A 26,136-nucleotide genomic window follows, 5' to 3' on the forward strand; every position below is an offset into this window, starting at 1 on the left:
TGCTAAGCGGTAGGCAAGGATCTCGATCGATTCCAGCCTCCTTCGGCAGACAAGCTACAGAGTGTGCAACAAAACCGTTTTCAGTCCAAGGGCCACGCAGCTGGCTTGCCGTGCAATCATCTTGGCTGGTTTTTTCCGGTGACAACTTTTCACAAAACCGCGCCTATAATGGCACCAGCACAATCAACACGCGGGCTCCCGAACATGTCCATCAACCGAGGCACCACTGCGCTCTCCACCCTGATCCTGGCTGGCCACAACATCGCCAAACCGCTGGCCGACCTGTTGAGCCAGCACGGCCACCAGGCGCGTTACACCGAACAGCTATCATTGGCGCACGAATTGGCGCAGCAGCATCTGCCTGATCTGATCCTGGTCGCCCCGGATCAACAGTCAGCCAACTGGCCAGAGGCCTTGACCCACCTGCGCCCGTCGGCCTCCTACCCGCAACCCCTGGTTGTCGCATTGACTGAGCCATCACTGGCCCCTGGCGAGCTGATCCAGGCGGGCTTCGACGACATACTGACGCTGCCGGTGCAGACCGATCTGCTGCTGGCCAAGGCCCGCTGGCTCCAGATCAACCACCCGCGTGCGGCCCGCCACAACGCCCTGGTCACCGACCGCCAACATGGCGGCCTCGATCCGATCACCGGTCTACCCAATCGCTTTCTGTTCGATGACCGCCTGAGCCATGCCATCTATCGTGCGCGCCGTGACCTCTTCAAGTTGGCGTTGATGTTGCTTGATCTCGATGACTTCAAACAGATCCACGAGCGCTTCGGTGACGATGCCACCGAGTTGGCCCTGCGTGAAATCGGCGCCCGGCTGCTGACCGTGCTGCGCAAGACCGACACGGTCGCTCGGATCGGCCATGACAAATTCGCCATCCTTTTGGAGCAAACCGATCACCAGGACGACATCGCCATGCTCGCCAAACGCCTGATCGATCGGATCAACCTGCCGGTCGATTTCGCAGGCGTCCCGATCACCCTGGGCGCCAGCATCGGCATCGCGCTGTTCCCACTGGACGGCAGCGAGGTAGAGCCGCTGCACAAGGCAGTGGACTTGGCCATGTACAAAGCCAAGCAAAGCGGGAAGAATACCTACGCATTCATCAGTCAGCGCCAGGAGCAGGAGATCTGCATGTTGAACCCGTCCTGAGGGGGACAGCACGGGTTCTTTGGGCCTCGGGCCACCTACTGTTGTCACTTGCCATGTTGGCCAGCAATCTCAGTGGGCGGCATCGGCAGGGTGAATGGTTTCACCCGCCATATGACAGGTACGGCGTCAAGCAATCTTCCGGCGCCGCTGCCACCCAAGCGCAGCAAGGCCCAGCGCTGCCAGCAGCAGCGGTGCTGGCTCATTCACCGTACCCACATTGCCAGCCTCATTGGAAGCCGCAATACGCAGATTGTCGAGCGCTGCATAGCCCCCCTTCAGGAGATCGATCTGCAAGAGCACATTGCCGTTGGTATTACCTATGGCATCGAGCGCCACAGTCAGCTCAGACCAATTGAAAGTCCATTTATTGGGCGCAACGAGCCCCGTAATGTCTTCAGAGTCCAGCAGCTTTCCACCGCCAATGCCAGCCTGGCCGCTAGGATTATCGAACAGTGATAGTCGGAACACCGGTGCTTGTCCGCCGGTAGGGACGAACGGGCCGCCATGTGCGTTGAGATCTATGCTCGAAATATTCAGTCTGAAATTCAGAAAATGATTGTTGCCAACATTGAAAGCCAAACCGAGCAAGTCATCCTGACGTGAAGAAAGCATCCCCAACACATAACTGCCCGCAATACCTTGCGGGTCTTTGAATCCACCCTTGCCGCCCTGAGCCGCCGCCCAGGCCTGAGTGCCGCCTACACGCAGCGTCTCGACGGTGAATTGCTGTGCGAACGTAAAGCCCTGGGGTTGATTGGGATAAAGCTGGTTGACCGAACTAAGGGCATTGACATCACCACCGTTATCCACAAACCCTACCGGTTTTTCGAAATTCTGGTTGTACAGCACGACTGCGCCAGCTTGGGCTATGGGCGCACTTAAAACGAACAACGAAGCTGAAACCGCCATACAAAGGCGTTGCAAATTGGAGCGTTGACGCAGCTCAGCCCAGGGGCGGATATTTTCATGCATGTTCAATTCCTCATCTCAGAGACATTAAATGACGTTTCCAATGCCTCCTGGGCTTATCGTCCAATCCATATGGTTTCTGCTCACAGGGAGGCAAGTCGCCCGCAAGTATCCACATTCATATACGATTTGCAACAAATTATAATATTCCGAATATTAAATATAAATCAAAAGTTCATTTCATAAAAACTCTATATTTGTTCATTTAAAACAAAAATATATAATTCAAATTTCGAATATAAAACATCAAAATCAATCCAAAAAAATGCAAGATCACTCATACTGACAGGCTGGCATTTAACTGACAGAAAGACAGAGTGACAAGCGGAGCCCTGTTTACAGCACGGAGCGCGTCCCCATGCCGTTGCGGCTCGGCAAGCGGAAGCGCTTCTATGCCATTGCGATGGAATTCACCTAGCGTGCGGCAGACGCAGGAAATAATGGGTGATGGAATCGGATGCCCTGGCCGTGCCCTGACAATCGGGAACCGACCTGGCTATTGAAGAGGAGGGGCAATACAGGGTGGGCTGGATAGACATGGCGATTCCTGGCAGCCCCACAAGTCAACGGGAGCGTGCCAGTATGTCCGTCGGGTAAAGCTGTCAGAGCTTGCTGTTCAAGCAACCCGAGCTTTTGCATTCCCGAATGCGGCTTTGCAGGAACTGGGCGCGATCGATGGTCTGGTTGGTGGCGCAGTCGAGGTTGACGAAGAAATCGTCACCTTCGCGGCGTGAGCATTGGCTATTGCGTTTTTTCATCCATGCGAGCTGGCCTTGCTTAAGCGTAGTCTTACCTTGGCTGTCGAGCAGGCCGACCAGCTCTTTGTAGCGTTCGTTCAGCTCCTTGTCAGCCTCGCCGTAGACTTTGTTCAGGCAGTAGAGCCCATCGAAGTCATTGATGGGTTTGTCACAATTCGAGTTGGCGAATGCCAGGGCGGGTAATGCCAGTGCGAGCATGGCAAGGTATGGTTTCATGTTGAGATCCCTTGGTTGGCAAAGCGATGGATTATGATGTCGATGACCGGTCCGCGCAAATGCGCTTACAAGGACGCCGGCAGCGTGCCCCCATCAGGTGGCTGACCGTGTGGGACACAACCTGCTGGCAAGCGGTGATGCCTGCTACTCGAATGGCCGCGTCATTTTCAACACCTCACCATCCCTGACCAGCCATGCCAGCCGGGCACGCTCTCCCTGGGTGTCTTGATCAAGGTGGAAATAGCCGTCTGTCTCGACCAGCACGCCAGCCTCCGTCTCTTGGAATTCCAACTGGGCCAGCGCGCTTACTTGGGCTTCGATCAACGGCAGCGCCGTTGTTTTGATTTCTGCACCATAAAAAGCGAGGCAGGCACCATTGATCGGATGGGTCTGCAGTAGCCAACCCGACCGATACGACGCTGCCAGGTCGCGCCCGATGCCTGCTCTGTCGGCCATCGCCTGGTGGTCATCCAGAATGGCTGTGGCCTCCGCCAGCCGATTGGCAGGTACTGACAGCCAACCCTTGATGGTGGTGTAAGCCATATCGCCCCCTCGCCTGCCAATGTGCCATGCATACTTTTTTATAGTATTGATTGCCTGCCGTGCAGCCCGAATACCAGCCGCGCCATCACGATCCGATGATGGCCAATTGTTGCCGACGCTTGACCTGTTGCCCTTTGCCAGCTAGCAGGGTGTTCACGATGCCAGCACAGTCGGCGGTCAGCCGATGCTCCATTTTCATGGCCTCCAGCACCATCAACAATTGACCGGCTTCGACCCGATCCCCGGTCTGGACACGCACATCGACAATCGCACCGTCCATGGGCGCGAGGACGATACCGCTCCCCGCACCGGTCTGACGGATAGGCGGCGCATGGGTCACGTCTGCCACTTGCCAGGCCCCACTGCAGGTCTGCAACAGCAGTTGCCCATGCAACATGGCAAATGCAGCCTTGAGCCGACGCACCCCTTGCAGATATTCGCAGTGATGCGCATCGGTCTGCAGCAGCACTAGCGTCTGAGCCTGCCCAGGCAGCTGCGCATCACTCACCGTCAGTGCGGCCCCGGCGGTTTCGACGATCACCTCATGGGTGCGCTCGCCCACCCTCAACACACGAGGTTGCTCTCCCAGCTGTTGACGCCCCCAGTCTCCGACACGCTGTGAGTGAACCTGTTGCAGCAATGCCGCCGCCAGCGCCAAGCTGTCGAAGTCGATGCACTGCGCAGACAGGCTGGGCAAATCAGCCTGATATTGGTCGATGAAGCCGGTATGGGTTTCGCCAGCCATGAACGCTGGATGATCGATCAACTCTTGCAGGAAACGCTGGTTGTGCACCACACCGAGCAGAGTGGTCTGTGACAGCGCACGGGCCATGGCACGCACCGCATCAGCCCGAGTATCGCCATGGGTAATCAGCTTGGCCAGCATCGGGTCATAAAAGGGGGTGATCTGATCGCCAGTCTGGATGCCATGATCGATCCGGATCGAAGATGGCACCCGCCAATGGATGACCGGCCCGGTTTGCGGCAAAAAGCCTTGTGCCGGATCTTCGGCATAGAGCCGCACCTCGATGGCATGCCCGCGTGGCGTCATGTCCGACTGCTGCCAAGGCAGCCGCTCGCCCTGAGCCACCCGCAGCTGCCAAGCGACCAGATCCAGCCCGGTGACCAGCTCGGTGACCGGATGCTCGACCTGCAGGCGGGTGTTCATCTCCAGAAAATAGAACTGTTGATCGGCACCCAGCAGGAACTCCACCGTGCCTGCCCCCACATACCCGCATGCGCTGGCCGCCGCCACAGCTGCCGCCCCCATGCGCTCACGCAGGGCGTGGGTCATCACTGGGCAGGGGCTCTCCTCGATCACCTTCTGATGGCGCCGCTGCACCGAGCATTCACGCTCGCCGAGATGCAGCACCTGGCCATGAGTGTCCGCCAGGATCTGGAACTCAACATGTCGGGGATGCACCACCGCTTTTTCCAAAATCAGCTCATCGCTGCCAAATGCGTGTCGTGCTTCGCTTCGGGCGCGATGCACGGCGTCTTCCAACGCCATGGGTTGATTGACCAGCCGCATGCCTCGCCCCCCACCCCCAGCTACCGCCTTGATCATCAGCGGGTAGCCGATCTCGCTCGCGGCCTGGGCCAGCGCCCGGTCAGACTGATCCTCACCCGCATAGCCAGGCACACAGGGCACGCCCGCAGCCAGCATCGCAAGCTTGGCCTGCCGTTTGTTGCCCATCAACTGCATCGCAGCTGGCGATGGGCCAACCCACACCAACCCAGCCGCCAATATGGCCTGTGCAAATAGCGCGTTTTCCGAGAGAAACCCATAGCCTGGGTGCACTGCCTCCGCACCACTTTGCTGGCAGGCAGCCAGCAGGCGGGGAATCGACAGATAGCTCTCCCCTACCGCAGGTGGCCCCAGGCGCACCGCTTCATCTGCCAGCCTGACATGGCGGGCATGCTGGTCAGCATCGGAAAACACCGCGATGGTGTGATAGCCCAGCTGATGGGCGGTGGCAATGAGGCGGCAGGCGATTTCACCTCGATTGGCGATCAACAAGCGGCGGAAGGGGCGTGTCATGGCCAGGTCTCCACCCAGCTGGGCACGCGTTTGTCGATGAAAGCCGCTGCGCCCTCTGCCGCCTCGGCCCCTTGCATTGCCTCGCTAAAGCAGCTGGCTGCCTCATCCAGCAACGCATCCAGCGCCATCCCAGGCATGGCCTGCATCAGCCGTTTGGTCTGGCGGGTGACCAAGGGTGCGGTGCGGGCCAGCTGGGCCAGCAGTTCCGCCAATGCGCCAGTCAGCGCGGTATCGGATGGTTGGATCTGTTGCACCAGCCCCAGCGACAAGGCGCGGCGTCCATCGATACGCTGCCCGCTCAACGCCAGCCAGCGGGCCTGCGACAAACCAATGCGCTGGGCAACGAAGGGTGCGATCTGCGCTGGAATCAGCCCCAGGCCGGTTTCGGGCATGCCGAGCTGGCAATCGGCATGCGCCAGCACGATATCGGCCACGCAAGCCAAACCAAGCCCGCCCCCCAGCACCGCACCTTGCAGCACTGCGACCAACACCTGTGGCAGGGCCGCCGCCTGTTGCAGCATCTGCCCGAATTGGCGATTGAAACGTACCGCTGCTTGCGAATCCGAGGCAAGTTGGTGGCGCAGACCGGCCATGTCGCGGACATCGCCCCCGGCACAGAAATGTCCACCCGCCCCTTGCAATACCACGACCCGTGCCTCGGCATCGCTTGCCAGGCAGCTCCACAGGCGCGACAGTTCTGCCACCATCTGCAGGCTCATGGCATTGCGCTGTGCCGGACGATTCAATGTCACCTGAACCAGACCGCCTTGGCGGGCCAGTTGCAATGTCTCAAAAACCATGTCCATCTCCATCACTGCGGGCGTTTGCCGGGCAAGGTGCCGCTGAGTTTGCAGATGATGCCGAGCATGACCTCATCAGCTCCCCCGCCGATCGAAGCCAGACGGCCATCGCGATACAGCTGCGAAGCAGGGTTGTCCCACATATACCCCTGCCCACCCCAGAGCTGCAGGCAACTGTCCGCCACCTCGCGCACCAGGCGACCCGCCTTGAGTTTGGCCATGGAAGCCAGCATGGTGACATCCTGCCCGGCAATGTGCTGCTCGCATGCTTGCCAGGTCAGCGCCCGCAAGGCTTCCAGCTCGGTCCGCAATTCGGCCAGCCGGAAATGCACGGTCTGGTTGTCCAGCAATGGCATGCCGAATACCTGCCGCTGGCGGGCGTAATCGGTGGTGAGCCGCAGGCAGCGCTCGATGCAGCCGATGCAATTGGCAGCACCGAACAGGCGCTCTTCCTGGAACTGCAGCATCTGCATCATGAAACCTGCGTTTTCTTCACCAATGCGATAGCGTTGTGGCACCCGCACCCCATCGAAGAACACCTGGGCGGTGTCCGACGCCCGCATGCCCAGCTTGTCGAGCGGCTTGGAAAAACTGATGCCCTTGCTGCTGGCTGGCACAATGATCAGGGATTTGTTGGCGTGGCGATGGCCGTCGCTGGTATTGGCCAGCACACAAAAGAAATCCGCCTGCAAGGCGTTGGTGATCCACATCTTGCTGCCGTCGATCACATAGTCGTCCCCATCCTTACGGGCCGTGGTTTTGATGGCCGCCACATCAGAGCCAGCGTGCGTCTCGGACACGGCAATGCTGGCCACGTAGTCCCCTCGGATCGCCGGGGTCAGAAAGGCTTCACGCAATGCCTTGCTGCCAAAGCGCGCCAGGGCGGGCGTTGCCATATCCGTCTGCACACCGATCGCCAGTGGCACCCCCCCACAAGCCGACCAGCCGAGGGCCTCGGCCACCACCAGGTTGTACGACACATCCAACCCCAGGCCACCATTCTCGATGGGTTTATGGATGCCCAATAACCCCAGCTCACCCAGTTTGCGGAACAGCTCGTGTGCCGGGAAACAGCCAGCACGCTCCCACTCGTCGGCATGGGGGTTGATTTCCTTCTCGACAAACTGCAGCGCGGTGCGGCGCATCTGCTCGTGTTCGGGGGTCAATTGCATGGAAGGCTCCGGGTCAGAATCGGGCAACGCCGAAATGGTTGGGGTGCAAGGGCCGCTTGCCAGCAGTGGCAATCAGATCCAACAACAACATCAATAAGGTGCGGGAGTCACGCGGGTCGATCAGCCCGTCATCCCACAACCTGGCTGTGCCATACAGGGCGGTGGATTGCGCCTCCAGCCCTTGTGCGGTGGTCTGCTCCAGGGCATCCAGGCTGGCGGGGTCGGGTGTGATGCCTGCCCTGCGCTGTTTCTGCTCGGCCACGATGCGCAGCACCTTGCCAGCCTGCACCCCGCCCATGACGGCAGTGCGGCTGTTGGGCCAGGCGAAGATGAAACGTGGATCGAGCCCACGGCCACACATCGCATAGTTACCTGCGCCATACGAGCCCCCGATGACCAATGACAGCTTGGGCACATGGGCATTGGCCACAGCTTGCAACAATTTGGCGCCATGTTTGATCACCCCGCCCTGCTCGGCCTCCTTCCCCACCATAAAGCCAGTGGTATTGTGTAGAAACAACAACGGGCGACCGGTCTGGTCGCACAGCTGGATGAATTGCGCCGCTTTGGCCGCGCCTTGTGGCGTGATCGGGCCATTGTTGCCGATGATGCCGATACGATGTCCGGCCAGGGCGGCCCAACCACACACGGTCTGCTGATCGAACACCGACTTGAAATCGAGGAACTCGGAGTCATCCACCAGCCGTGCGATCACATCCCGCACGTCATATGGCTCCTTGGGGTCGGCGGGCACAAGCCCGAGCAGCTCGGACGGGTCATATCGCGGCTCATGATAATGGGGGTGCCCTGACTCGGCTGCAGACCAGCCAAGATGCGCCATCAGTTGCCGCACATAGCGGATGGCATCGGCATCATCCTCGGCCAGATACTCAGCGGTGCCCGCCAGGCCTGCGTGCATTTCCGCCCCGCCCAGCTCCTCATCCGTCGCCACCTCACCAGTAGCAGCCAGCAGCAATGGTGGCCCGGCCAGGAACAGCTTGGCCCGTTGACGCACCACGATCACGTAGTCCGACAGACCCGGCTGATACGCCCCACCCGCCGTAGCGTTGCCATGTACCACAGAGATCTGCGGAATGCCGGCCGCAGACAGCCGCGCCTGATTGGCAAAGGCGCGCGCACCTTCCACAAATACATCGGCGGCGTGATGCAGATTGGCCCCGCCACTTTCGGTCAACATGATCATGGGCAGTGCGTTTTCAAGTGCAATTTGTTGCAGGCGCAATGTCTTTCGCAACCCCGCTGGCGATATGGTGCCACCCTTGATGGCACTGTTATTGGCATAGACCAGGCACCGCACCCCGCTCACATAACCGATCCCAGCAATAATGCCCCCGCCGGCTTCGGTGCCGTCCTTGTCATCGTGCATCTGGTAGCCCGCCAGCCCCATCAACTCGATGAACGGGGAGCCAGGGTCGAGCAGCCGCTGCACCCGCTCTGGCGGCAATAATTGGCCACGCTGGTCGAATCTGGGCTTTTCCGCCTGCACCAGCCGCCCTTGCCGCTCGCGAATCGCCTGCAACTGATCCAGCATGCCCTGCATGGCGGCACGATTGGCGGCAAAGGCTGGCCCACTGGTATCGATCTGGCTCTGGATCACTGACATGGCAGCCTTTCCAACAATCGCGGTGGAATCGGGATCGGCATGTCCAGCAGCTGCTGGGCAAATGCCTTGCCTTGTGCATCCACCCGCAAGCTGGCCATGCCACCACCACCCAGCGCATGGCGCAGCACCAGATTCAACGCATGCAGCCCTGGCCAGGCATAGCACTCGACACGGCTTTGCGGGTGATCCAGCACATGCTGGAACCAAGCCTGCACTGCTGTGGGGGTCAATGCCTGATGCAGCCAAGGCAGGATCTCAGGGTGGCGGGCAATGACCCCAATGTTGGCATCATCGCCTTTGTCGCCGCTACGAGCCCAGGCCAGCTGGATCAACGGCACGCTGATCAGCCCATGTTCGTTCACCGGATGGGGTGGGGTGATCAACTTTGCATCCATCGGTATCGGCTCAATCGCCGGGAGCGTCGGTAAGGGCACCCTGATCACCTGTCCGCCAATATGCACCGACTGGGCCACCAGCGCCTGGGGAATCAGGCAGGCGAACAGCTTGATCACCGGTGACGGCTTGGGCCGCCCGCCCAGCAGGCTGACCAACCCTGGTGCCATCCCGGTCGCTGCCTGAGCGATTTCCCCCCCGAAGAATTGCAATGCGGGTTTCAAGGGATGGGTCACGGTAAGGCGCAACACCACTTCCCGCGTGTCGTCACAACGAGCATGGTGGCCATAGCTGGCCTCGGCACCCAGGATCTCGATCCGGGTTGCAGTAAACGGCGGCAGCTTCCGCTGCGCCAACAAGGCTTGTGCCTTGCTGATCAGGTGATCAGCTACTGATCGCGCCTTGGCTACCGCCTGCCGGCCTGCCAGCACACAGCAGGCAGTCAGCCGGTGGCCATCCTGCCAGGTCAGGCATGCTTTATATTGATGAGTGGGCGGCCTGCCCCGCGCGCCTTGTACTGCCACACGGTTGTCACCGATCTGGGTCAATTGCACTTGGCTGAAATCGCAAGTCACATCTGGCAACAGATAGGCCTGCGGATCGCCCACCTCATAGACCACCTGTTCTGCGACGGTCGGCACACTGACCAGCCCACCCGTGCCTGCTGGTTTGGTCACGACAAAGCAGCCATCCGCAGCGACCTCGACCAGCGGGAAGCCCATCTGATCAAACCCCGGCACAGTCTGCCAATCGGTGAAATTGCCACCACAGCACTGCGCCCCACACTCGATGATGTGCCCGGCCAATGAGCCCTGCGCCAGCTTGTCATAATCATGCAGCGACCAATTGAACGCATGCAGCAATGGGCCCAGCACCAGGGCGCTATCCACCACCCGGCCAGTGATCACGATATCGGCCCCGGCAGCCAGAGCAGCGGCAATCGGCGTCGCACCCAGATAGGCGTTGGCGGTCAAGGGGCTGGTCGGCAGCGGTGCGCCGGTCTGCCACTCCTTGACATCAGCGGCTTGCAACGCATCCAACTGTGGCATCAGGTCATCCCCCTGCACCACCGCCACGCTCAGCGTCAGACCTGCGGCATCGATGGCGGCTTGCAATCGATCCCGGCAAGCCAGCGGATTCACCCCACCTGCATTGCTGATCACCTTGATGCCTTTGGCCGCCAGCTGTGGCAACAACGGCGGCAACACGTTGTCCACGAAGTCAGGCGCGTAACCCAGGCTCGAATCCTTTACCTTGGCCGCCGCCATGATCGACAACGTCACCTCGGCCAGGTAATCGAACACCAGGTAATCCAGCTCGGCCAATCGCACCAGCTGAGCCGCCGCAGTTTGGGTATCCCCCCAAAAGCCGCTTGCACAGCCGATCTTGACGACTCTCTCCTCCATTGCCTCTCCTTGAACGGGCGATTTCGCTCAATATAATTCAATCGCTTGATTTAATAAATATCAAAATCCGTCAGAATTCGGCACAATAGCCACCAGACCCGTTCTCACCCCGCACCAGATCACTTCGCCATGACACCTTCCCCCGCCAGAAAGCGTGGCCGTCCGCCCAAAGACGCCGACACCAGCCTGCGCCGCGTGTTGATCCAACAGTCCGCCAAACTGTTTCGAGAACAAGGCTTCGAGCGCACCACCGTGCGTGACATCGCTCACGCCGCAGGTGTGCAGGCTGGCAGCTGGTTTTATCATTTCAAGAGCAAACATGAGATCCTGGCGGCGGTGATGCGGGAAGGTATGGCGGATTCGCTGGCGCGCATCCAGCAGCTGGATGTCGCCACCCTGCCCGCCAAAGCCGCATTGCGCGCGCTGATCCACACACACCTGCACACCATCCTGGCGCCAGATCATGATTTCATCCCAGTGATGCTCTATGAATGGCGCTCGCTGCCGCCGGCGGCACAGGTGGAGATCGCCGCCTTGCAGCAGCAATATGAGGCCGTATGGGAAAGCGTCATCGCACGGCTCCAGCAACATGGCGACTGGCCCATGCCCACCCGTGCGGATCGGCTGTTCCTGTTTGGCTCGTTGAACTGGATTGCGCAGTGGTATCGGCCCGACGGCCCGCTTTCACTGGACGATCTGGTGGATGACGCGATGGTTTTTTTCCTGCGCAGCGCCTGACACAAGACGCCGCCTCGAAAGCAACATACAATTCAAGCATCTTGCCTCAGGAGCCCATCCCATGCGCTGGAATGACATGCGACAAAGCGACAATGTCGAAGACCGCCGCAGCGGTGGCGGGGGATTGCCCATTGGCGGGCTGAGTATCGGGGGCATGGTGGTGGTCGCCGTGATCAGTCTGCTGCTGGGGCAAAACCCGCTGGAAATCCTCGGCCTGATGCAATCCGCCAGCCAGCACCCGACCAATCAAGCCGCCCAACCGCGCACCCAGCCCACCAACGATGAAGGCAAACGATTCGTCTCAGCCATTCTGGGCGACACCGAAGACACCTGGGATCATTTGTTCAAGCAGGCTGGCAGCCACTATGAACGGCCCACGTTGGTTCTGTTCCGCGATGCGGTCAGCTCGGCTTGCGGACGCGCCAGCTCGGCGGTCGGCCCGTTTTACTGCCCTGGTGATAAAAAGGTCTATCTCGACTTGGGCTTTTTCGACGAATTGCAACGGCGCTTTGCCGCCCCGGGCGATTTTGCGCAGGCTTATGTCATCGCACACGAGGTCGGCCATCACATCCAGAACCTGATGGGCGTATCAGGACAGGTGCATCGCAAACAACAAGCACTCGGCAAAAAAGCCGCCAATGCGCTATCGGTACAGCTGGAGTTACAGGCCGATTGCCTGGCGGGCGTGTGGGGGCATTATGCCCAGCAACGTAAACTGCTCGACCCAGGCGACATGGCCGAGGCCCTGACCGCTGCCCATGCCATCGGTGACGACACCCTGCAGCGCAACGCCACGGGCCATGTCGTGCCTGATGCCTTCACCCATGGCTCGTCTGAGCAACGCATGTACTGGTTCAAGCGCGGCTTCGAGGCAGGCGACATGCGGCGCTGTGATACATTCTCCGCAGCAAAGGGCTGACCACCACCCTCTATCCGGGCCCGGCAGCCCCAACTACACTGCGCGCCCTACCCACCAAGACACCTGAGCTTCAGATGACACCACCTTCCAGCTATTTCCAACACATCGACGGCGGCCTGTACCGCTTCATCACCGAAGCACGCCACGCTGACAACGCACAGCCCGTCATCGTGTATGAACACCTGTGGCCTTTCGAGCCTGGTATATGGGTACGCAATGCCGTGGAGTTCCAGCAGCGCTTCACCCCGATAGACGCGGCCATCGTACAGGCCCAGATGCAGGGCAATCGCCAGGCCGCCCAACAAACCGTTACTGCCGCCAAAGCCGCGCGCCGCGCACGGCAAACCTCGACCTGAGTGGTGCATGGCCTGATCAGCCCCCATCCGACACGGTGCCATGGCCCACCACGGCGGATGGTGGTCGCCGGCACAGTCCATGATCGACGCGGCGCCGCGACCCATGAAAAGAGCCTAGCCCCCTTTCTGTTTTTCCTCCAGCGCCTCCCAGCGGGCCAGCTTCTCCAACAACTGCTCATCGATTTCATCGATTCGCAATTGCCAAGCCTTCAACTGTTGCGGGTCAGTCTTGTAAGCATCAGGAGCCAGCAATTGGGCGTTGATCTCAGCCTGCGCGGCTTCCAATGCGGCGATCTCATCGGGCAATGCGGCCAATTCACGCGACTCGTTGAATGACAACTTGACTTGACGATTCTTCACCGGCTGAGCTGCGGGCTTGCTCGCCACGACAGCCTTCTCAGCAGGCTTCTGACTCTCCATCCGGGCTTTGGCTGCCTGGAAGTCCTCATAGCCGCCAGGGTACTCGCGCAGCACCCCTTCACCCTCGAATGCGATCACCTGCGTCACCACATTGTCCAGAAACGCACGATCATGGCTGACCAGGAACACTGTGCCGGTGTAATCCGCCACCAGCTGCTCCAGCAGCTCCAGGGTGTCGATATCGAGGTCATTGGTGGGCTCATCCAGCACCAGCACATTGGCAGGCTTGGTGAACAGCCGCGCCAGCAGCAAGCGATTGCGCTCGCCCCCCGACAAGGATTTGACCGGAGAACGGGCTCGCTCGGGCGCGAACAGAAAATCACCGAGATAGCTCATGATGTGTTTACGTTCATTGCCGATCTGGATGAAATCACTACCTTGGCTGATCACATCGACAATCGCCATCTCCTCATCCAATTGCTCACGAAACTGATCGAAGTAAGCAATCTGCAGATTGGTCCCGGTCTTGACCGTCCCGCCATCAGGCTGGATCTCCCCCAGAATCAACTTCAACAGCGTGGTCTTGCCGATGCCATTGGGGCCAAGCAGACCGATACGGTCACCACGCTGGATGCGCGTGGTGAAATCCTTGATCAAGGTGCGGCCCGCATAGGCTTTGGTGACCTTGTCCAGCTCAGCCACCAGCTTGCCCGAGCGCTCACCCGCGTCTAGTGAGAACTGCACCTGCCCCATCTGCTCGCGTCGGGCCGCCCGATCACGCCGCAATTGCTCCAGCCGCCGCACTCGCCCCTCGTTGCGGGTACGCCGCGCCTCTACCCCTTTGCGAATCCACACCTCTTCCTGCGCCCAGAATTTGTCGAATTTACGGTTGTGGATGGCCTCGACCTCCAGCATCTCGGCCTTTTTGAGTTGATAGGTCGCGAAATTGCCCGGAAAGCTGCAAAGCAGGCCGCGATCCAGCTCGACGATGCGAGTGGCGACATTGTCCAGAAAGCGCCGATCATGGGTGATCACCAGCACCCCACCGGCAAAGGCGCGCAAGACACCCTCTAGCCACTCGATGGCCGCCACGTCCAGGTGGTTGGTCGGCTCGTCCAACAACAGCACATTCGGCTCAGCCACCAGCGCCCGCGCCAGCGCCACGCGCTTTTTCCAGCCACCGGACAATTCATCGACCGGCTTGTCGGCGGGCAAGCCCAGCGTAGACAAGGTGGATTCCACCAGGCTGTTGAATCGCCAACCATCCTGCGCCTCCAGCGCGGTCTGCAGGCTTTGCATCCGGGCCAGCAATGCCTCGTCGTGGGCATGGGCCAATTGCTGGGTGCAGTGATGATAGTCACGCAGCAGCCCCGCCAGATCCGCCAAGCCACCCGCCACCGCATCAAACACCGACAGCCCCGGCTCAAACAAAGGCTCCTGCGGCACGTAAGCCACCTTGGCATCACTGGCAAAACGGATCAACCCGTCATCGAGCTTCACCAGCCCCGCCAACGCCTTCAGCAGCGACGATTTGCCGGTACCATTACGTCCGATCACCCCAACCCGTTCACCCGCATCCAGATTCAGGGCAGCCTGATCCAACAAGGGATGGTGGCCAAAGGCCAAACATGCGTTATCAACAGAAATCAGCGGCAAGATGAGACCATCCTAGAAACAATCATTATCGATCGATCGATTATACCAGCCACCGCCTCACTTCGACGTGGCAGCGCCCATCTCTGATCGGCATTGGGCCGGAAACAGGGCGGCACCAGCCATGAAATCGTGTCAACAGAACCTAGACCCCATGCCCAGGCAACGATACAATTCAATTCTTTTCGACATACGTTGCTTGCGCTCGTTTTCCAGACTTCCACATTGGCATGCAGGTTTTCCGCTCCCCTTTTTCCGTCAGTGACGCCCCCTGTGCATTGACCATCGGCAACTTTGACGGTGTCCATCTGGGCCATCAGGTCATATTGGACAGGCTGGTCAAAGTGGCACGCCAGCGTGGCCTGCCCGCTGCGGTGATGACATTCGAGCCACATCCACGGGAGCTGTTCACACCCGAGGCCGCCCCAGCCCGCCTGAGCAGCCTGCGCGAAAAACTGGAACTGCTGGCAGTGCAGGGGGTCGATCGCGTCTACGTCGTCCGCTTCACCCGCGCCTTCGCGGCGCTGAGCGCGGATGCCTTCATCCACGACATCTTGGTACGTCGCTTGCAGGCGCGGTATGTCCTGGTGGGGGATGACTTCTGCTTCGGCGCCCGGCGTCAGGGCAATTTCGAGATGCTGTCCCAGGTTGGTGGCGCACTCGGCTTGACGGTGGAGAGCATGCCCAGTGTCATGTCCGGGCAGACGCGGGTATCCAGCACAGCCGTCCGCGAGGCATTGGCGGCAGGTGACTGCGCCCTGGCTGCGTGCTTGTTGGGCCGGCCTTATTCCATCAGTGGCCGCGTATTTCATGGCGATAAAATTGGCCGGACATTGGGCTTTCCGACAGCAAACATCCAGGTGAAGCACAACAAGCCGCCGCTGAAGGGCATCTTTGCGGTCGAGGTCCACGGCCTTGATCAACGTATCTACCAAGGCGCGGCCAGCCTCGGCCTGCGCCCCACCATCACCGCGAACGGGAGAGCCACGCTCGAAGTCAATCTGTTTGACTTCGGGCGCAGTATTTATGGCGAGCACCTGCGGGTCGATTTCCTGACCAAGCTACGGGACGAGGAGAAATACGCCAGCCTGGATGAGCTGACCCAGGCCATCGCCCGTGATGTCGCGCAATGCCGCCACTTTTTCGCGCAGCGTGAACTGACCATCGCCCATTCCATCCAACAGGCTGGTTGATACCGCCATCACCTGTTTTGTGAATTAGAATGGGGACATACCCAATATTTGCCTGAGACTACAACGACATGTCCGACCATAAGAACACTTTGAACCTTCCCGATACCGGCTTCCCCATGCGTGGCGATCTGGCCAAGCGCGAGCCGGGCATGGTGGCGCAATGGCAGCAACGCCAGCTGTACAAGACAATCCGCGAGACCAGCCAGGGCCGCCCGAAGTTCATCCTGCATGACGGCCCGCCGTATGCCAATGGCGACATCCACCTGGGCCACGCCGTCAACAAAATTCTGAAGGACATCATTGTCAAATCGAAGACCATGGCGGGTTTCGATGCACCCTATGTACCCGGCTGGGACTGCCACGGCCTGCCCATCGAGCATCAGATCGAGAAGCTGCATGGCAAGCACCTGGAGCCCAATGCGTTCCGCAAGCTCTGCCGTGAATATGCAGAAAGCCAGATCGAGCGCCAGAAAGTCGATTTCATCCGGCTGGGCATCCTGGGCGACTGGGACAAGCCTTATAAGACAATGGACTTCAAAACCGAAGCCAACATCGTCCGTACGCTGGGCCACATCCACCAGAACGGTTTCCTCTACAAAGGCGCCAAGCCTGTGTACTGGTGCCTGGATTGCGGCAGCTCGCTGGCTGAGGCCGAGGTTGAATACCAGGACAAGCACTCCCCTGCCATTGATGTTGCCTTCCGCGTAGTCGATAACCAAGCACTGGCAGAGGCATTTGGCACCCATGTCAATGGCGAAGCCGCTTATGCGGTGATCTGGACCACCACCCCCTGGACGTTGCCCGCCAACGAAGCAGTCAGCGTCCACCCGGAAGTCATCTACGACCTGATCCAGACCGAGAAAGGCTTATTGATCCTGGCGCGTGACCTGGCCGAGTTTGCGCTGCAGCGTTATGGGCTGGAGTCGGTCGAGGTGGTTGGCCAATGTACTGGCAACAAGCTGGAGCACCTCAAGCTCAAGCACCCGTTCCTCGACAAGGAAGTCCCCATCATCTGTGGCCTGCACGTCACCGTCGATGCTGGCACTGGCTTGGTCCATACCGCACCAGCCCACGGTCTGGAGGACTATCTGGTCGGCAATCACTATGGCCTGCCGGTCAACAACCCAGTCGGGCCGGATGGCAAATTCATCAACAGCCTGCCGCTGTTTGGCGGCATGAGCATCTGGGATGCCAACCCCAAGGTCATGGCCACCCTGGAGGCCAATGGGGCGCTGTTGGTGCAAAAGAAACTGCTGCACAGCTACCCGCATTGCTGGCGGCACAAGACACCCGTCATCTTCCGCGCCACCAGCCAATGGTTCATCGGCATGGAAAAGGCCGGCAATCAAGGCGAGACACTGCGCCAGCGCGCACAGAAAGCCGTCGAGGACACACAGTTCTTCCCTGCCTGGGGCCGCGCCCGCCTGGAAGCCATGATCAACAATCGCCCGGACTGGTGCGTCTCCCGCCAGCGCTACTGGGGCGTGCCGATGCCCTTGTTCGAACACAAAGAGACTGGCGAGCTGCACCCCCGCACCACGGAGCTGCTGGAAGCCGTTGCCCAACGTATCGAGCAAGGTGGCATCGAAGCCTGGTTCGCACTCGACCCGGCGGATTTGCTGGGCGAGGACGCTGCGCACTACCACAAGCTGTCGGATACCATGGATGTCTGGTTCGACTCTGGCTCGACACACTACGCGGTGGTGAAGCAACACGCCGACATGGTGCGCACCGACAGCTCGGATGACTTCCCGGCAGATCTTTACCTGGAAGGCTCCGACCAGCATCGTGGCTGGTTCCAGTCATCACTGCTGACCGGTTGTGCCACCTTTGGCCATGCCCCTTACAAGCAGCTGCTGACCCATGGCTTCACCGTGGACGCGCACGGGCGCAAGATGTCCAAATCATTGAAAAACGGCATCGAGCCGCAGGAAATCTGCAACAAGTTCGGCGCGGACATCCTGCGCCTGTGGATTGCATCCAGCGATTATTCGGGCGATCTGTCGCTGTCGGAAGAGATCCTGAAGCGGGTCACCGAAAGCTATCGTCGCATTCGCAACACCCTACGCTTCCTGCTGGCCAATCTGGCTGACTTCGATGCCACCACCCAATTGCTGCCATTCGAGCAGCTGTTGGAGATCGATCAATACGCCATCGTGCAGGCCAAAGCCCTGCAGGATCGCATTGCCGAATACGCGGGCACCGAAACGGGCAGCCACTTCCAGCGCTATACCTTCCACCATGCGGTGCAAGAGCTGACGCAGTACTGCTCGGAGGATCTGGGTGCGTTCTACCTCGACATCCTGAAAGACCGCCTGTACACCGCAGGGGCCAATGCGCCAGCACGGCGTGCCGCACAGACTGCGCTGCATCACATCACACACAGCCTGATCAGATTGCTCGCACCCATCCTCAGCTTCACTGCCGAGGAAGCCTGGGGCTGGCTGACCGGCAATCAACAGGATTCCGTATTCCTGCACACCTGGTACGCCTTCCCCGCCATCGACGTAGCCGAATGCGAACGCCTGCAGCAACGCTGGAGCGCATTGCGAGCCTTCCGTTCACAGGTGCAAAAGCAGATCGAAGAAGTGCGGACAGCTGGCGGGGTCGGCTCGTCGTTGCAGGCCGAAATCACCATTACCGCGACCGATCCGCTGTATGCGCTGCTGGCCTCGCTGGGTGATGACCTGCGCTTTGTGCTGATCACCTCCCAGGCCAAGCTGGTCAACGGGCAGGCTGACGAAGTCACCGTCACACCAAGTCAATACACCAAGTGTGAGCGCTGCTGGCATTACCGCGCAGATGTCGGCGCGATAACCGCCCATACCGGGCTGTGTGGCCGCTGTGTATCCAATCTGTTTGGTGAGGGAGAGGCACGTCGTCATGCGTAAGTGGTTGTTACTGGCTTTGGTCGTGGTGGTGATCGATCAATTTTCCAAGTTGTGGATCGATGGCAACCTGTTTTACGGCCAAACCATTCCGGTCATTCCATCATTCAATATCGTCAAGGCCTACAACCCTGGCGCGGCGTTCAGCTTCCTGGCCGATGCCGGGGGCTGGCAACGACATTTCTTCAGCGTGATCGCTGTTGTCGTCTCGATCGGGCTGGTATGGATGTTGCGTAAAAACAGCACCAACCGTTTGCTCAGCAGTGCACTCAGTCTGATTCTGGGCGGTGCCATCGGCAATCTGATCGACCGGATCGCCTATGGCCATGTGGTGGACTTCATTCAGATCTACTACCAGCAATGGTACTACCCGGCATTCAATCTCGCGGACAGTGCCATCTGTGTCGGGGCGGCGCTGATGATCATCGACAGTTTCAAGAAACAGCCCGACGTGGCACATTGAACGGAAAAGCCGGTTGAAAAACCGGCTTTTTTGTCCCTGGTCCCACACATGACACGCATGTGGATCACTCAATAGCCACTCGCTTGGCACATAGCGCTCTGCTATCATCAAAACCGCATGTACGGTGGCTCCGCAATCGTTTGCGTCGCGACGGCACCAGATCCTGAAGTCATTGACAAGGTGTGGCCGCCCTACCCGTCGGCGGATGTACCCGCGAGCAATGGCGGCATCTGCCCCTCAATCGAGGCAACCTGACACGGGCCATGAATCCGAGCCAGCGGAAAAGGAGCTGTCATGCGCCGGACAAACTATCGGTTCATCATGGCTGGCACATACACCAACACATAACAGGGAGAGCATATGAGCAACCAGTCAGACAATAACCCCTACGCAGCACCACAAAGTGCAGTAGCACCAGTCGGCCCTACCATCCGCGATGACTTTGGCAACTTCATCCCCAATGGCCGCAGCGTGCCTGCTGGCAGCGCCGCCAGCTGGTTCGGCGCGGCATGGGAGTTGTTCAAGAAATCACCGATGATGTGGATCTTCACCACCATCCTGTTCGTTCTGCTCTCTTTCATTGCCTCCATCATCCCTTTCTTCGGTTGGCTGGCGGGTAATATGCTGATGCCATTTCTCGTGGGCGGCATGATGATCGGCTGCAGAACACAGGAGGAAGGCGGCGATCTGAACATCGACCATCTATTTGCTGGCAAGCAACACACCGGCAACTTGGTGATGATCGGCTTGATCTACATCGGCTTCATTGTTCTGATCGGCATCGTAGTCACCATCATCGCCTTTGGAGTCTTTGGAGGAGCGGCGCTGGCTGCAGCCTTTGGGTCCAGCCAAAATGATGATGTGGCAACAGCCATGGCCTTGGGTGGGTTGGGAATTGGCGCGATATTGTTGTTCCTGATCATCCTGGCGCTGAGCATCCCCCTGGTCATGGCAGTCTGGTTTGCACCAACGCTGGTGGTGTTCAACGAGCTCAAGCCATTTGAAGCAATGAAGATGAGCTTCAAGGCCTGCCTGAAAAACATCCTGCCGTTCTTCGTCTATGGCCTGCTGTATTTTGTGTTGATGGTGTTGGGCATGATCCCGTTGCTCCTCGGCCTGCTGATTGTAGGGCCGCTCATCCTGGCCACACTCTATACCAGCTACCGCGATATCTTTTACGCGCAATAAATCATCTGATCCATGCTTGATACCTTACGCGTCATCTCCACTCCTGAGGGGGTGGAGTTGACACTCAGACTGGCCGGGCCGGTTTCCCGCTGCTTGGCTTGGCTGATCGATGTGCTGATCCGCACAGCCATCTTCCTTGCCTTCGCCACCGTTTTAGGTAGCCTGGATCGATTCGGCGCCGGTTTGGCTGCCGTTCTCTGGTTTCTGCTGGAATGGCTCTACCCGGTCATGTTTGAAATGCTGCGGCGCGGCGCCACCCCTGGCAAAGCTTCGATGAAACTGCGGGCCGTGATGGATGACGGCACCCCGATCACCTGGGGCGCCTCACTGACCCGCAACATCTTACGGGTGATCGATTTCATGCCGCTGATGTACCTGGCCGGCTTTATGTCGATGCTCATCAGTGGTCGTTTCCAGCGACTTGGCGACCTCGCAGCGGGCACGGTGGTGGTCTACAGCAGCGAGCTGGCCTACCCGAACACCTTACCAGATGCACCTGTCCGCACCCCGCCGGTCAGACTGCTGCCAGAAGAACAACGTGCCATCATCGATTTCGCACAACGCCTGCCAGGCTGGACGGACGAGCGGGCAGACGAGCTGGCGGCCATTGCCGAACCCTTGATCGAAAACAAACCCACCGCCTCCCCCAGCATGCAACTGGTGGGTTTGGCCCGATTTCTGTTGGGGCAACGATGACGCAGGAACAATTCGAGCAAGCCCACGAAGCCACCTGGCGGGCATTCGAGCTGTGGCTGGCAGGGCGACAGAAAAGGACCATGGCATCCGATGCGCAGCTGACGACACAGACCATTCCGGCCATCTATCGCGAGGTGTGCGCGCACTTGGCGCTGGCACGCGATCGCCAATACACCAGTGCCCTGCTCGACCGCCTGAATCAGCTCGCGCTGGAAGGCCACGAGGTGCTGTACGGCGCCCGGACTGGCATTGCCGCCAAGATCGCGCGCTTTTTCCACCGGGGGTTCCCACAACTGGTCCGCCAGCATGGTGGCGTGGTATTGGCATCCGCTGCCTTGTATTTCATCCCATTGATCATCTGTATCGTCTGGGCGCAATTCGACCCCAAGGCGATCTATCACGTCATGCCTGCCGACGAGGTCGCTGATTTCCAAAAGATGTACTCCAGCAGCATGGCCACACAGGGACGGGATGCAGCGGATGATGTCATGATGTGGGGGCATTACATCGGCAATAACATCAAAATCGATTTCCAGTGCTTCGCCGGGGGGCTGTTATTTGGTGTGGGTACGGTGTTCTACCTGATTTTCAACGGCATCATGCACGGCATGGTGGCAGGATATCTGACACAGATCGGCTCTGGGCAACAGTTCTGGGGGTTTGTATCCGGGCATAGCAGCTTTGAGCTGCTAGGAGCGGTCTTGGCTGGCGCGGCTGGCCTGCGCATTGGGCTGGCCTTGATTGCGCCGGGCCGCCTCAGCCGGGCCACCGCGCTCAAATTTGCCGCCAAACCTGCTGTTGGCTTGTGCGGGGGGGCCGCAACCATGACCTTTGTCGCAGCCTTCATCGAGGGATTCTGGTCGCCCAACCCCTGGGCGCCATTCGAATTCAAAGTCGGGCTCGGCATCGGCCTGTGGGTGTTGTTGCTGGTGTATTTTCTGTTTGCGGGGCGGCGCCATGCAGCTTGACAAGATGTCGCTGAATCTACGTAGCCGCACCCCGTGGGAGGCCATCGATCTCGGTGTGGCGTTGTTCCGCCAGCTGGCTGGCCCACTGTATCGGGCCACTTTACCCAGCCTGTTGCTGATCATCCTACCCGTCATTTTGCTGGGCTATTGGTGGCCAGCCCAGGCCGGTCTGATCATCTGGTGGCTGAAACCGCTGTATGACCGCATTCTGTTGCTATTTCTTTCTCAGGCCATCTTTGGCAACCACCCCAGCTGGCGTGAGGTGCTGCGGGCCGTGCCCGACTTGGCCCGCCATACCGGCCTCCTCCACGCGCTCACCTTGGGGCGGCTGTCATTGTCACGCACCTTCCGACTGCCGGTCCGCCAATTGGAACGCCAATCGGGCAAGCCCCTCAAGGCACGTTATCGTGTACTCGATCGTAATGGCCGCAGCCAAAGCATGTGGATGGGGCTGGTGTTACTGCACATTGAAGGCGTCCTACTATTCGGCCTGTGGATACTGATCAATATGCTGCTACCCAGCCATGCCTTCCAATCCGGCTGGGACACCATATTTGCGCCATTGACCGGCGAATCGCCACTCCGGCAAAGCCTGATCAACCTGCTGTGGGTATCCTGCCTGTTGCTGATCGAGCCGATTTTCGTGGCCTCCGGCTTTGCTCTGTACCTGAACCGGCGGAGCGAGCTGGAAGGTTGGGACATCGAATTGGCCTTCCGTCGCTTGAGCCAGCGGCTGCGTTCGATGGTGGGCATGCGCCAGACACTCGCCTGTCTGTTGACGGCAGGATGGCTGGCATTCATGGGCCTGCAGCCTTCTCCAGCCTATGCCGACACCACCACACCGGCGACGCCCAGTCAGGCCAAACAGGCAATTGACGAGATCATCGCCCGCCCTGAATTCGGCCACTATGAACAAGTCAGCCAGTGGCGTGCCACACCTGCCTTCCGCAATTGGCTGATCGAGACTTTTCAATACGACCCGTGGAACCCCAAACCCGAGGAAAGCAAAAACGAATCAACCCCAGCCTGGCTCGCCAAACTGATCGCAGTATTGGCCGAATCAATGCGTTGGTTGATCTGGGTGGTCGGTGGCATCCTGCTGGCGCTGGGCGTGGTGTGGCTGAGTCGCCATATCAGCTTTGAAGGCGGCAAACCCACCTGGCGCAAGCACACGTCACCAATGAGCCTGTTCGGGCTCGACATCACGCCGGATTCGCTCCCCAACCTGCCTGGCGAGGCTGCCCAGCAACTGTTGGCACAAGGCAAGCCCTTGGAAGCCTTGTCGTTGCTCTATCGGGCGTCGCTATCCGCCCTGGTGCATGACCACCAGCTGATATTGAAGCCAGGCGACACCGAGCTGGACTGCACCCGCCGCAGCGAACTGCTGCTGGGCCAAGCTGGCCATGGCTATTTCAAGCAACTGGTCAGGCTATGGCAACAAGCCGCCTATGGGCACCAGATCCCACAGCCTGAATCGATCCAACCGTTATGTCTGGATTGGGCCCGACATTTCGTGAAACAGGAGGCCGCCGCATGATGCGCTTCCTGAAATGGCTCCCCGTCATCCTGCTGGGCATGTTGCTGATCTTGATGTTCAGCCTGTTCGAGCGTTACCCCCACGCCCGCTGGGTGGGCCCCAGCGGCATGGCAGCAACCGATGCCTACCACGCAGTCGGGCTGTGGCTGAATCGATTGGGCGCACAACCGCACCGCATGCTGACGCTTTCGGAGCTGTCACAGCTCCCCCCCCAAGCGACATTGCTCTTGGGGGATCGCCGCGACAAGATCATATCCCCCCAACATGTCGATCAACTGCTCGACTGGGTCAAGCGCGGTGGGCGGCTGCTGGTAGAGGCCGAGCAGCCCGGCGAGACGGATCTGTTGCTGGAAGCCTTGCAGATCAAGCACGAGGCCGATAACGAAGCCCATGAAGCGGCAGATGTCAGCCAATTTGCGCTTGATGGTCGCGCGTTCCGGGTACAGTTCATGCCCTATCAGAATCTTGAGGCGTCCATTCAACAAGCTGAGTGGCACGTCAAAGACCGGTTTGGCCTGCGTGTCGTCCATCTGCGCATGGGCAAAGGACGGATCACGGTGATGTCGAACTTTGACTTCATGGTGGACAACGCCCTGGCCCGTCACGACCACGCTGATTTCCTGTGGTACGTGCTCAACCAGGGCGGGCCGCCAAGTCCGGTCTGGGTCGGGGCCATCATCGAGGGCGAATCCACCTGGCAGCTACTGGCCCGCACTGCGCTCCCGGCGTTGATCACCACCGCCATCCTGCTCCTGGCCTGGCTTTGGCACATTGCACCCCGCTTCGGCCCGCTCCAACCTGAGCCGCAGCCCATCAGAAGACGACTGAGCGAGCACCTCGCCGCAGTCGGTCGTTTCTGGTGGCAACATGGGCTGCAGGCCAATATGCTGAACTTGGTCCGGCAATGGGTCATGCAACGCATCCAGCGCCACCCTACGCTGGCGCCACTGCCCACCGACCAGCTGACCACTCAGCTGGCGGAGCGCACCCGGCTCACCACACTCGACATCGACCACGCCCTGCATGGCCAACCCAAGCGCAGCGAGGCTTTTCTGCGCTGTATGCAGGCGCTGATCCGTATCCATCAATCTTTGTAGGCATAACAGACATGATGCAAGATCCGACATTTGAATCCCGACTCAGCGAGGCCGTCAAAGCCCTGGACGCCATGCGCGAAGCCATTGGCCGCGCCTTGGTCGGCCAGCGCGACGTGGTGGATCAGACACTGATCGCCCTGCTGGCCGGCGGGCATGTTTTGATCGAAGGGGTGCCTGGCCTGGGCAAGACCTTGCTGGTGAAATCACTGGCCAAGACCTTCAGCGGTGACTTCCGCCGGATTCAATTCACGCCAGATCTGATGCCCTCGGACGTCACCGGCCACACCCTATACGACCCGGCTACCGGACACTTCTCAACGCGCAAAGGCCCGGTCTTCACCAACCTGTTGCTGGCAGACGAGATCAACCGCGCCCCCGCCAAGACGCAGGCGGCGCTGCTGGAGGTCATGCAGGAACGGCAGGTGACCATCGAAGGCCAAGCGCATCAGCTGGATGCACCGTTCATGGTGCTGGCCACCGAAAACCCCATCGACCAGGAGGGCACCTACCCACTGCCAGAAGCCCAACTCGATCGTTTTCTGCTGAAAATCCAGATCGACTATCCCTCGCTGGAAGAAGAAACCCGCCTGGTCAAACAAGTCACCCAGGGTGCCATCGGGGAACAGCTTGATGTGAATGTCGTCCCAACCTTGATCAAGCCCGCGACTGTGCTGGCTTTGCAAGAGATGGCCGCCCGTGTGATGGTGGATGATCGGGTAATGGATTACGCTGTGCGGCTGGCCCGCGCCACGCGCAGCTTTGCCCGGCTGACCAGTGGCGCGGGGCCGCGTGGTGCCATCGCACTGGTCCGCGCAGGCAGGGCCTGTGCGCTGCTGGCAGGCCGGGCATTTGCCACGCCAGACGACATCAAGCAGGTGGCGCTGCCCACCCTGCGCCACCGGGTCGTGCCCTCGCCAGAGGCCGAAATCGAAGGCACCCATGCTGATCAGCTGTTGCTGCAGCTGCTGAACGAAGTCGAGGCTCCTCGTCAATAATC

At 59.7% G+C, this 26,136-nt stretch carries 22 protein-coding genes and 1 pseudogene; 13 read left to right on the plus strand and 10 right to left on the minus strand.

Going from position 1 to position 26,136, the window contains the following annotated elements; genetic code table 11:
- Nucleotides 1–204 precede the first annotated feature (204 nt).
- Entirely contained in the window at nucleotides 205–1,161 is a 957-nt protein-coding gene (locus tag HNQ59_RS00895; protein WP_184033872.1) for a diguanylate cyclase domain-containing protein, read from the plus strand.
- 126 nt (nucleotides 1,162–1,287) lie between these two features.
- On the opposite strand, the gene HNQ59_RS00900 is transcribed toward HNQ59_RS00895, so the two are convergent.
- From HNQ59_RS00900 to HNQ59_RS00935, 9 genes and pseudogenes are all read right to left on the minus strand, one after another.
- The gene (locus HNQ59_RS00900) at nucleotides 1,288–2,133 is read right to left on the minus strand and encodes a hypothetical protein (RefSeq protein ID WP_184033875.1); all 846 of its coding nucleotides are present in this window, start codon (nucleotides 2,131–2,133) and stop codon (nucleotides 1,288–1,290) included.
- Between the two features lie 599 nt (nucleotides 2,134–2,732).
- Entirely contained in the window at nucleotides 2,733–3,104 is a 372-nt protein-coding gene (locus tag HNQ59_RS00905; RefSeq protein ID WP_184033877.1) for a lysozyme inhibitor LprI family protein, read from the minus strand.
- Nucleotides 3,105–3,248: 144 nt separating this feature from the next.
- Complete coding sequence (locus HNQ59_RS00910; RefSeq protein ID WP_184033880.1) at nucleotides 3,249–3,647, minus strand: hypothetical protein; 399 nt, start codon at nucleotides 3,645–3,647, stop codon at nucleotides 3,249–3,251.
- 85 nt (nucleotides 3,648–3,732) lie between these two features.
- Nucleotides 3,733–5,664: an acetyl/propionyl/methylcrotonyl-CoA carboxylase subunit alpha gene (locus HNQ59_RS00915; protein WP_425491308.1), complete on the minus strand. Its 1,932-nt coding sequence runs from the start codon at nucleotides 5,662–5,664 to the stop codon at nucleotides 3,733–3,735.
- A pseudogene (locus HNQ59_RS19960) lies at nucleotides 5,645–5,692 on the minus strand (hypothetical protein); the annotation flags it as partial. The gene HNQ59_RS00915 and the pseudogene HNQ59_RS19960, both read right to left, overlap by 20 nt.
- The gene (locus tag HNQ59_RS00920) at nucleotides 5,685–6,488 is read right to left on the minus strand and encodes an enoyl-CoA hydratase/isomerase family protein (protein WP_281397151.1); all 804 of its coding nucleotides are present in this window, start codon (nucleotides 6,486–6,488) and stop codon (nucleotides 5,685–5,687) included. The pseudogene HNQ59_RS19960 and the gene HNQ59_RS00920, both read right to left, overlap by 8 nt.
- Nucleotides 6,489–6,499: 11 nt before the next feature.
- A complete protein-coding gene (locus HNQ59_RS00925; RefSeq protein ID WP_184033886.1) occupies nucleotides 6,500–7,660 on the minus strand; it encodes an acyl-CoA dehydrogenase family protein in 1,161 nt (386 codons plus the stop codon).
- 13 nt (nucleotides 7,661–7,673) lie between these two features.
- Nucleotides 7,674–9,284 (minus strand): acyl-CoA carboxylase subunit beta, encoded by a 1,611-nt coding sequence (locus HNQ59_RS00930; protein ID WP_184033889.1) that lies wholly within the window; start codon nucleotides 9,282–9,284, stop codon nucleotides 7,674–7,676.
- Entirely contained in the window at nucleotides 9,275–11,083 is a 1,809-nt protein-coding gene (locus tag HNQ59_RS00935; RefSeq protein WP_184033892.1) for an acyclic terpene utilization AtuA family protein, read from the minus strand. Before HNQ59_RS00935 ends, HNQ59_RS00930 begins: the two co-directional genes overlap by 10 nt.
- Nucleotides 11,084–11,212: 129 nt before the next feature.
- Between HNQ59_RS00935 and HNQ59_RS00940 the strand changes: the two genes are divergently transcribed.
- The 3 genes from HNQ59_RS00940 to HNQ59_RS00950 all read left to right on the plus strand — a co-directional run bounded on the left by HNQ59_RS00940 (nucleotide 11,213) and on the right by HNQ59_RS00950 (nucleotide 13,096).
- Nucleotides 11,213–11,821, plus strand: a complete 609-nt coding sequence (locus HNQ59_RS00940) for a TetR/AcrR family transcriptional regulator (protein WP_184033895.1) — start codon at nucleotides 11,213–11,215, stop codon at nucleotides 11,819–11,821.
- Between the two features lie 61 nt (nucleotides 11,822–11,882).
- Nucleotides 11,883–12,740 (plus strand): KPN_02809 family neutral zinc metallopeptidase, encoded by an 858-nt coding sequence (gene ypfJ, locus HNQ59_RS00945; RefSeq protein WP_184033898.1) that lies wholly within the window; start codon nucleotides 11,883–11,885, stop codon nucleotides 12,738–12,740.
- Between the two features lie 74 nt (nucleotides 12,741–12,814).
- Nucleotides 12,815–13,096 carry a DUF1653 domain-containing protein gene (locus HNQ59_RS00950; RefSeq protein WP_184033901.1) on the plus strand — a complete coding sequence of 94 codons (282 nt, stop codon included), beginning with the start codon at nucleotides 12,815–12,817 and terminating at the stop codon, nucleotides 13,094–13,096.
- A 114-nt stretch (nucleotides 13,097–13,210) separates the two neighbouring features.
- Here HNQ59_RS00950 and HNQ59_RS00955 read toward each other — a convergent pair whose 3' ends face one another.
- Nucleotides 13,211–15,112, minus strand: coding sequence for an ATP-binding cassette domain-containing protein (locus HNQ59_RS00955; protein ID WP_184033904.1), 1,902 nt, complete (start codon nucleotides 15,110–15,112; stop codon nucleotides 13,211–13,213).
- Between the two features lie 227 nt (nucleotides 15,113–15,339).
- On the opposite strand from HNQ59_RS00955, the gene HNQ59_RS00960 reads away from it, so the two are divergent.
- The 9 genes from HNQ59_RS00960 to HNQ59_RS01000 all read left to right on the plus strand — a co-directional run bounded on the left by HNQ59_RS00960 (nucleotide 15,340) and on the right by HNQ59_RS01000 (nucleotide 26,134).
- Nucleotides 15,340–16,302: a bifunctional riboflavin kinase/FAD synthetase gene (locus tag HNQ59_RS00960; RefSeq protein WP_184033907.1), complete on the plus strand. Its 963-nt coding sequence runs from the start codon at nucleotides 15,340–15,342 to the stop codon at nucleotides 16,300–16,302.
- A 68-nt stretch (nucleotides 16,303–16,370) separates the two neighbouring features.
- Nucleotides 16,371–19,193, plus strand: a complete 2,823-nt coding sequence (gene ileS / locus HNQ59_RS00965) for an isoleucine--tRNA ligase (RefSeq protein WP_184033910.1) — start codon at nucleotides 16,371–16,373, stop codon at nucleotides 19,191–19,193.
- A complete protein-coding gene (gene lspA, locus HNQ59_RS00970) occupies nucleotides 19,186–19,653 on the plus strand; it encodes a signal peptidase II (RefSeq protein WP_184033913.1) in 468 nt (155 codons plus the stop codon). Before ileS ends, lspA begins: the two co-directional genes overlap by 8 nt.
- A gap of 360 nt (nucleotides 19,654–20,013) precedes the next feature.
- A complete protein-coding gene (locus HNQ59_RS00975; RefSeq protein WP_184033916.1) occupies nucleotides 20,014–20,841 on the plus strand; it encodes a BPSS1780 family membrane protein in 828 nt (275 codons plus the stop codon).
- Nucleotides 20,842–20,853: 12 nt separating this feature from the next.
- Nucleotides 20,854–21,537 (plus strand): RDD family protein, encoded by a 684-nt coding sequence (locus HNQ59_RS00980; RefSeq protein WP_184033919.1) that lies wholly within the window; start codon nucleotides 20,854–20,856, stop codon nucleotides 21,535–21,537.
- The gene (locus tag HNQ59_RS00985) at nucleotides 21,534–22,505 is read left to right on the plus strand and encodes a stage II sporulation protein M (RefSeq protein ID WP_184033922.1); all 972 of its coding nucleotides are present in this window, start codon (nucleotides 21,534–21,536) and stop codon (nucleotides 22,503–22,505) included. The genes HNQ59_RS00980 and HNQ59_RS00985 overlap by 4 nt, the downstream gene beginning before the upstream one ends.
- On the plus strand, nucleotides 22,495–24,042 hold the full coding sequence (locus tag HNQ59_RS00990) for a DUF4129 domain-containing protein (protein ID WP_184033924.1): 1,548 nt from the start codon (nucleotides 22,495–22,497) through the stop codon (nucleotides 24,040–24,042). Before HNQ59_RS00985 ends, HNQ59_RS00990 begins: the two co-directional genes overlap by 11 nt.
- Nucleotides 24,039–25,139, plus strand: a complete 1,101-nt coding sequence (locus tag HNQ59_RS00995; RefSeq protein ID WP_184033927.1) for a DUF4350 domain-containing protein — start codon at nucleotides 24,039–24,041, stop codon at nucleotides 25,137–25,139. The genes HNQ59_RS00990 and HNQ59_RS00995 overlap by 4 nt, the downstream gene beginning before the upstream one ends.
- 11 nt (nucleotides 25,140–25,150) lie before the next feature.
- Complete coding sequence (locus HNQ59_RS01000; RefSeq protein ID WP_184033930.1) at nucleotides 25,151–26,134, plus strand: AAA family ATPase; 984 nt, start codon at nucleotides 25,151–25,153, stop codon at nucleotides 26,132–26,134.
- The last annotated feature ends 2 nt before the right edge of the window (nucleotides 26,135–26,136 follow it).

This window comes from Chitinivorax tropicus (assembly GCF_014202905.1).
GTDB lineage: Bacteria > Pseudomonadota > Gammaproteobacteria > Burkholderiales > SCOH01 > Chitinivorax > Chitinivorax tropicus.